Annotated in this window: 6 protein-coding genes; all 6 read left to right on the forward strand. The window is 30.2% G+C overall.

Annotation, left to right across the window (positions count from 1 at the left end):
- Positions 1 to 82 precede the first annotated feature (82 nt).
- The gene (gene lepB / locus HMPREF9129_RS03630) at positions 83 to 562 is read left to right on the forward strand and encodes a signal peptidase I (RefSeq protein WP_050794616.1); all 480 of its coding nucleotides are present in this window, start codon (positions 83 to 85) and stop codon (positions 560 to 562) included.
- A gap of 7 nt (positions 563 to 569) precedes the next feature.
- Positions 570 to 2,774: a hypothetical protein gene (locus tag HMPREF9129_RS03635; RefSeq protein ID WP_004820462.1), complete on the forward strand. Its 2,205-nt coding sequence runs from the start codon at positions 570 to 572 to the stop codon at positions 2,772 to 2,774.
- Positions 2,775 to 2,776: 2 nt separating this feature from the next.
- Positions 2,777 to 5,041, forward strand: a complete 2,265-nt coding sequence (locus tag HMPREF9129_RS03640; protein WP_004820464.1) for a Cna B-type domain-containing protein — start codon at positions 2,777 to 2,779, stop codon at positions 5,039 to 5,041.
- Between the two features lie 11 nt (positions 5,042 to 5,052).
- Complete coding sequence (locus HMPREF9129_RS12775; protein WP_370882806.1) at positions 5,053 to 5,208, forward strand: LPXTG cell wall anchor domain-containing protein; 156 nt, start codon at positions 5,053 to 5,055, stop codon at positions 5,206 to 5,208.
- Positions 5,196 to 6,695, forward strand: a complete 1,500-nt coding sequence (locus tag HMPREF9129_RS03645; protein ID WP_004820465.1) for an isopeptide-forming domain-containing fimbrial protein — start codon at positions 5,196 to 5,198, stop codon at positions 6,693 to 6,695. The genes HMPREF9129_RS12775 and HMPREF9129_RS03645 overlap by 13 nt, the downstream gene beginning before the upstream one ends.
- Before the next feature lie 65 nt (positions 6,696 to 6,760).
- Positions 6,761 to 7,549: a class C sortase gene (locus tag HMPREF9129_RS03650; protein ID WP_004820467.1), complete on the forward strand. Its 789-nt coding sequence runs from the start codon at positions 6,761 to 6,763 to the stop codon at positions 7,547 to 7,549.
- Positions 7,550 to 7,625 lie beyond the last annotated feature (76 nt).

The following is a 7,625-nucleotide window of genomic DNA, read 5'->3' on the forward strand; positions in this document are numbered from 1 at the left end:
AACATAGAAAAAAGTATACTATAATCATACGGTAAATATAAGTAAGGACAAAATATAGGATATTTTTAGAATGGATGAAACGATGAAAATAAAAAATAAAATAATATTTTTAAGTTTTTGTTTATTAATAATTTATTTAGGGATTTTTAAACATTTCTCATACTATAGAGTTTTTAATGATTCAATGCACCCGGCACTAAAGAAAGGTGAATATATAGTAGCAGTAAAATTAAATAAATATAAAAAAGGGGACATAGTGGTATTTAAAAGAGATAATAAAATTTTAGTTAAGAGGATAATTGCAGAAACAGGAGAATCCGTGGACATAGATAAAGATGGAAATGTTTTTGTAAATGGAGATTTTAAGAGAGAATCGTATGCCAATAAAAAAAGTCTGGAACCATACAATATAAAATTACCACATAAAATAACAAAAAATGAATTTTTTGTTATGGGAGATAATAGGGCGGAATCTTATGATTCAAGGATTAATGAAATTAAAGATATAAAAATTCAAGAAATATTGGGGAAAGTAGTATTTAATATAGAAGGGATATTATAAGTAAATTATGAAGAAAAAGCTGGAGAAAAAGTTTGTTTTAAAAAATATATTAAGTCATAGAGTTATTATGTTTTTATTGGTAATTACCATTCTTTTTACATCTAATAGTGGTCCGGTAATGGGTTCTGCAATAGATGATGAAACAAATATAAAGAGAACATATGAAAATTTGCCTACATCCGACATTTCAAATATGATGAATCAAACATTAAACAACAAGACGGAATTGGTTAATAGAGATAATAATGATGATGAAGTGGAGCTTAGAGAAGAAAAAGACAAGTTTTTAGAAGATAGAGAAGAATTAAAAGTATTAAAAAGCAGCATAGATAATGCAGATATTTTTGTAAGATATAAAACTAAAAAAACTGCAAATAATCCAGAATTAAGAGTGCATAAAATTGATGAGTTAGATAAATCTCAAATAGCTAGAACTTTTGAAATTCAAAATGCATATTCTGCAGAAAAAATAATAGATATACATGGATATAATCTTCAATTGTTAGATGATTTTGAAACTCAAGGTGATTTTTATGTTGATGTAGTATTAAAAGAAAATATAAAAAAAGCTGAGCAAAGCAAGTTTATATTAGTTGAGATGGTAGAAGAAGGAAGTTTTTATTTAGATGCATTAGATATAAATTTAAATATACAATTAAGGGATATCTCTAATGATGAAAGAACAAAAATAAATTATAACGAAGATGGTGTTTTATCAAGTGTTTCTTTTTTTACAAATAAACTTTCTAAATTTGCACTAATTGAAGTCGGCAGTCAAGATACTGTTGAAATGAGTGTAGATAAAGAGCTTAGAGCACTACCTATGATGGCGCAATATATCAGCAATGATTTTACACAATATGTAAGAAAAGTTGAAGTTTTAACAAGAAGAAATCAAGAATGGATTCCTACAGATCAAGTTTATGATAAAGAGCAAGTAAAAGTAAATATAGAATATGCTATACCTAGAGGGTTTGTTTCTTCTGAAAATTCAACGGTGACATATCAAGTTCCAAAATCTATAAAACTTGAGGGAACACTTGAAGGCACGGTAAAAACATTGAGCGGGGAAGATGCAGGTCGATACAATATATCTACTGATGGATTCATAAGTATAACATTTGATCAAGAGTTTTTAAATAAGAATAAAGATCATAATGGAATAGTAAACGGATTCGATGGAACAGTGCAATTTTTAGGAACAGTTTCAAAAAATTCTGTAGATAACAATGATAGAATTACTTTCCCGGGGAGTGGAACAACTGTTGAAATTTTAGTGCCAAAAGAGAGAAATACAGATATAAGCTCTAAGAAAAAAGGGGAGTTGAGTCCTGATAAAAGGAAAGTAACTTACACTGTAGATATAACTACGAAAAAAGGCACTGAAAAAGAAATTAGAGTTACAGACAGAATAGATTGGGTGGTACCAAGTAATTTGGACTATGAATTTGATTTAAGTACTTTGAGAGTTGAAAAGAACGGGAATACGACGATATATAGCGATGGGCATAGTTATAGCACTGAAATAAATCTTGTTAAACAAACTAATGGGTATGGAAAGACTATAGGATTTGATTTACAAAAGTTGCCAAAACTAGAAGCTAATGAAAGCTATAAGGTAACTTATGAAGTAAAAATTAACAGTACACCAAAAGATATCTCGGAAATTAGACTTAATAATACTGCTTGGACTATAAGTGGTCCGGATCAACATGGAACAGATGACGTTATAAAATGGAGTAAAAGTGTAAAAAAATCAGGTTACTTTAATCCTAATGGACAAGGATATGGAGAAGTGAATTGGACAATTACTGTCAACCCCGATAAAAAGGACTTGAGTAGTTGGAGAATAAGAGACCAAATAAATCATCAAATAAAAGACGGTTCTGTAAGACTTATAGATTTAGATTCGGGAGATATAATTCAACTGGAACAAAATGAGTTAATTAAATACAGTGATAGTAATTGGTTAATAGATTTTAGTTTTAATAACTATAAGATTAAAAATAGAAATTCTACATATAGACTGGAATATACGACATTAGTTTCACGAGGAGAAAGTTCCGTAACTAATAAAGTTGAAAAATATGGTAACGAATATGAAGAAGATACTACAACAATCAAAACAACTCAAGACTTTGCTCTGAATAAATTTGCAAAGGTAATAAACCTTGATGATAAAAAAATAGAACTAAAAACAGATGGCAAGTAGGTGTGAATATTGGAACGAACAATTCAAATACATTCACATTCACAGATACATTTGAAAATCTAAAAAAATTACCAAATAAAGAAAGTTTGGGCAATGATAGTCACTATGCTTATGCAAGTGAGATTGATAAAGAGTTACAAAGTCAACTTTTCTTTAGAAGCTATGGTGGTGAGAGTTATAGGTATAGGGGGAATGATAAAGACCCTGAATATAGTGGAGAAGCTGAGAATAGAGCTGAGAATAGAACTGTAAAAAGTATAAAAGTAACCTACTATGACTCAAAAGGGAAAAACATACCGGAAACTGATACTACAAGAAAAGTAAAAAGCTTTAAAGTTGATATAAATTATGAGTCTAGCTTTAATCCGAAAGACTTTGCTATTGGAGAATATCACACATATTCAGATTTAAGTGAAATTTCTAACAATGAAAAAATTAAGATTATAAATAAGGCAACTGTTGCAGATAAAACAACTACAGCAGAAACAGAATATGAAAAGAGAGGAAAGATAGAAAAAGGAGTTCTAACAGGGATTGAGAACTATATTCCAATATACAAAAATGGTAAGTCAGCAGTAGATTACTCAAAGGATAAGGGGCAGATTGAGTATAGGATTATGCTCACAACATCAGAAGTAGATGGAAATCAAACTAAAAATGGAACACTAGTTATCAATGATACTCTTCCTGATGGAGCAGAGTATGTTGACGGTTCACTTGAAGCAGCATTTTTTAGAGCAGATAATTTAGCTTATCCCAAATATGACAGGTCAAATAGATATGGAACCAATTTTCAAGGGAATAGTAAGCCTACTATTACTATAAATCAAGAAGGAAATAAAAAAGTTGCTACGATTAAAATAGATAATTATATATACGATGACTATTTCCCTATAGTTCAAATTTTCTACAAACTTGATGTAAGTAAAGATGAATTTTGGAAAGACAACAAGAATGTAAATAAGACTTATATCAATGAAGTCTCTTGGAATTCAGAAAAAACATCAAATGAAGTAACAGTTGAGAAGAAGTTGGATAAACTCACTAAGAAAGGCTGGCAACTAGATGATAAAGGACAACCTATAAAAATTAATGATAGTAACAAACCTATTGGTAATCCAACAGGAAATGTAAAGTATAACTTAGTTATTAATCCAAAAGGAGAGGATTTAATCAAAAATGGAAATGAGGTTACTCTAGTTGATAAACTTAATTCCCAAGGTAAAATCCCTAGATTTGATATAGATAAAGCGAAACTATATGAATACGATGATTCTCAACCTGATAACAAAGGTAGGGAAATAGAAAAGGGCAGATATAAGATCACTTTTGATGAAAAAGAATTGAAACTAACGCTTATAATACCTGATGAACTGGCCTGTGTATTTGAGTATATATATGAATTTACTAATTTTGCAGACTCTCTCACTATAAAAAATGAGGCGGAATTGTCAGGGATTGCAAGTTCTAAGGATACTACAATTTTAAGAGATAATCAATCATCTGCAACAGTTACTGTAAAAGAAATAAAAATATATAAGGTAGATTCAAAAGATATAAAGAAATTCTTGCCGGGGACAAAATTTAAACTTGAAAAATTTGATTCTAGTAAATGGAATGATTTAAGTAATGCATGGCATATTGTCAAGTATAAGGACAGTGACGAAATTACAATTCCAGACTCGGGGTATATTAGCTGGTCTTTATCAGGTGCAAATCCGGGACTTGAAGCAGATGTACTCTATAGGTTAACAGAAATCGAAAGTCTCGATGGATATACAAAATTAACAGAACCTGTTTACTTTATTTGGATGAAAGCGGGAAGTGATGAGTATAGTTCGTACCATCGTTCAGACAACAGACCGGATTTATCAAAAGTAGATAAGGGGAAAATATCATTTTTGAAAAATTCCGGCGGGATAATGTATATAAAAAATGATTATACAAAAATAAGAGTTAACAAGTTTTGGCAGGATGATGATGGATTAGAATATGAAAATGAAAATATTCCAAATATAGAAGTTAGAGTAGATCTTTATAGAAAAACAGGAAAAGATGGGAATTTTGAAAAGCTTGAAAATCACTCCAAAACTTTGACAAAAGATAATAAGTATACAGAATCTTGGACAGGATTACCGGCAAGAGATGAGCAAGGGGCTGAATATTTCTATAAAGTAAAAGAAGTAGAAGTTAATGGATATGAAACATATTATTTTAATAACGACGGCATTCAATCGGGAGAGATAAATATATTTAATAAAAAATAAAGAGTAGTGAAATTGAACTCCCCGCAACAGGGGGAATTGGCACAAATAGAATTTATGCTATGGGTACAGTTTTATTATTTTCTTCTTGCATATATATGTTATATCAAAGAAAGAGATATAAAATAAAAATACAATTAATGAAAGGACATAAGAAATGGGAAAATTAAAAAAATTAATGGGATTGATGTTAACTTTACTGATGATTATAAGTACAGTAAACCCTACTTTTGCACAGGGCACTAGTAGCTTAACGGTAGAAAATACAGGGAAGACACCTCATAAATTTGAACTCTATCAAATTTTTAAAGGTGAAGTTTCAAATGGCGAAAATGGAAAGTTAAAATTATCAAATATTGAGTGGGGAAATGGAGTAAAGGATACTAAAAATATTAGTTTTAGTGGGAAAAGTACCGCTTCTGAAATAGCGAATTCATTGACAGGAGATAATGTAGAGCAATTTGCAAAGGAAATTAGTACAAAGTTACAAAGTGAAGTAGAATCAGAATTAGTGCAACCAAATAATTCCCATAAATTTGATAATCTTGAAGCAGGATATTATTTAGTAAAAGACGTTGATGCCTCACAAGATGCTAAAGATAAAGAAAATGGAGCATATACACTTTACTTATTAAAAGTAGTAGGAACTGTAACAGCAAGAACAAAACTTGATGTGCCAACTGTTACAAAACATGTAAAAGATATTAACGATTCAGAAGATAAAGACTATAAAGATTGGGCAAAAACAGCTGACCATGATATTGGAGATAAAGTTCCATTTAAGTTAACTGGTACATTACCATCAAATTTTGATAAATATGAAACATACAAATATGTATTCCATGATGAAATGTCAACAGGATTAACATTTGACCAAGAATCTGTAAAAGTTTTGGTTGGTGACAAAGAAATAAAAACTGACTTTAAGGTTGCAACTACAACAAATGGATTTACAGTAACTTTTGATAACTTGAAAAATGTTTCAGGAGTAACTAAAGATAGCGTAATTACTGTAGAGTATACGGCTACATTAAATGAACGAGCAGTTATTGGCTCAAAAGGAAATCCTAATGAAGTCTATCTTGAATATTCAAACAATCCTAACAAAGGCGGAGACGGCACAGGGAAAACTCCAAAGGACAAAGTAATTGTATTTACTTATAAAGTAATTGTGAACAAAGTTCAACCGGGAGATACAGAGAATACAACAAAACCGTTAGCAGGAGCAGAATTTAAGCTGGAAAAGAAAATGGAAGATGGTAAATGGAAGGAAATCACAAGACTTACAAAAGAAGCAGATACAAAATTTACTTTTAAAGGTCTTGATGATGGACAATACAAATTGACTGAAACAAAAACTCCAGAAGGCTTTAATACAATTAAGCCAATAGAGTTTAATGTTGTTGCAAGTCATGATGATGATAGCTTAACACTGACTGATCTTAATGGTAAGCTAATTGAAGGAATTGTTAATTTGGTAATGGCAGCAAATAAAGAAGAAGGTTCTTTATCAACAGATATAGTTAACAAACAAGGCCCTGAACTTCCGGAAACTGGTGGTATGGGAACTAAAATTATCTATACCGTGGGAACAGCTTTGGTTTTAGGCGGAGTTATATACTTAGTAACAAAAAGAAAACTATCAATTAATAGATAATAAATAATTATTATAGAAGGAGGGAGAAATCCCTCCGTAATTTAAATTTTAAGGAAATGTTGTAAATGGGAATTAGAAAGTCAACAATTGTAGTATCTATAGTGATTTTAGCGGGTATAGTTTTATTACTGTATCCAACGGTTAGTAATTGGTGGAATGCCAAACACCAGTCAATAGCAATAGAAAGTTATGTATCTAAAGTAGAAAAATCAGATGAAACAGAGTATATAGATATTTTAAAAGAGGCTAGGAAATATAATGAAAGTTTAGTTGACAAGTCACTCGATAGATTGAGATTGAGTAAAAAAGAATTAGATAAATATAATTCTATGCTTAAAATAGAAGACTCTGAAATTATTTCTGTTATTAGTATTCCAAAAATTAATTTGAGACTTCCAATTTATCATGGAACGGATGAAGCTGTTTTACAAGTTGCTATTGGACATATCCCGGGAACATCTTTGCCTGTTGGAGGTAAGGATACGCATAGTGTTATTTCAGGCCATACGGGGCTTACTTCTGCTAAACTATTTACTGATATTGAAAAACTCTTAAATGGAGATACTTTTACACTAAATACTTTAAATGAAACTTTGATCTACGAAGTTGATCAAGTAAGAGTAGTACTGCCACAAGAAGTGGATGATTTAAATATTGACAAGGGGAAAGACTATGTTACTTTACAAACTTGTACTCCATATGGGGTGAATACTCATAGACTTTTGGTAAGAGGGAGTAGAATTAATACTGATTTATCAAATATAAAAGTTACAGCAGATGCTATAGAGCTTAACTCTATTGTTATAAATATAGTGTGTTTAATTATTTTGATACTAATTTTTTACATTTGTTAAGTTTATTATGATTTTAGTTGAATTACTACTTTCTAAAAGATGATTTATAGATAAAGGATAAATATATGAATAAAAA

Source organism: Peptoniphilus indolicus ATCC 29427, assembly GCF_000227315.1.
GTDB classification, from domain to species: Bacteria; Bacillota; Clostridia; order Tissierellales; family Peptoniphilaceae; genus Peptoniphilus; species Peptoniphilus indolicus.

Coding starts and splice junctions, on each gene's coding strand:
- lepB (WP_050794616.1), top strand. CDS start 83: ATGAAAATAAAAAATAAAATAATATTTTTAAGTTTTTGTTTATTAATA.
- HMPREF9129_RS03635 (WP_004820462.1), top strand. CDS start 570: ATGAAGAAAAAGCTGGAGAAAAAGTTTGTTTTAAAAAATATATTAAGT.
- HMPREF9129_RS03645 (WP_004820465.1), top strand. CDS start 5,196: ATGGGAAAATTAAAAAAATTAATGGGATTGATGTTAACTTTACTGATG.
- HMPREF9129_RS03650 (WP_004820467.1), top strand. CDS start 6,761: ATGGGAATTAGAAAGTCAACAATTGTAGTATCTATAGTGATTTTAGCG.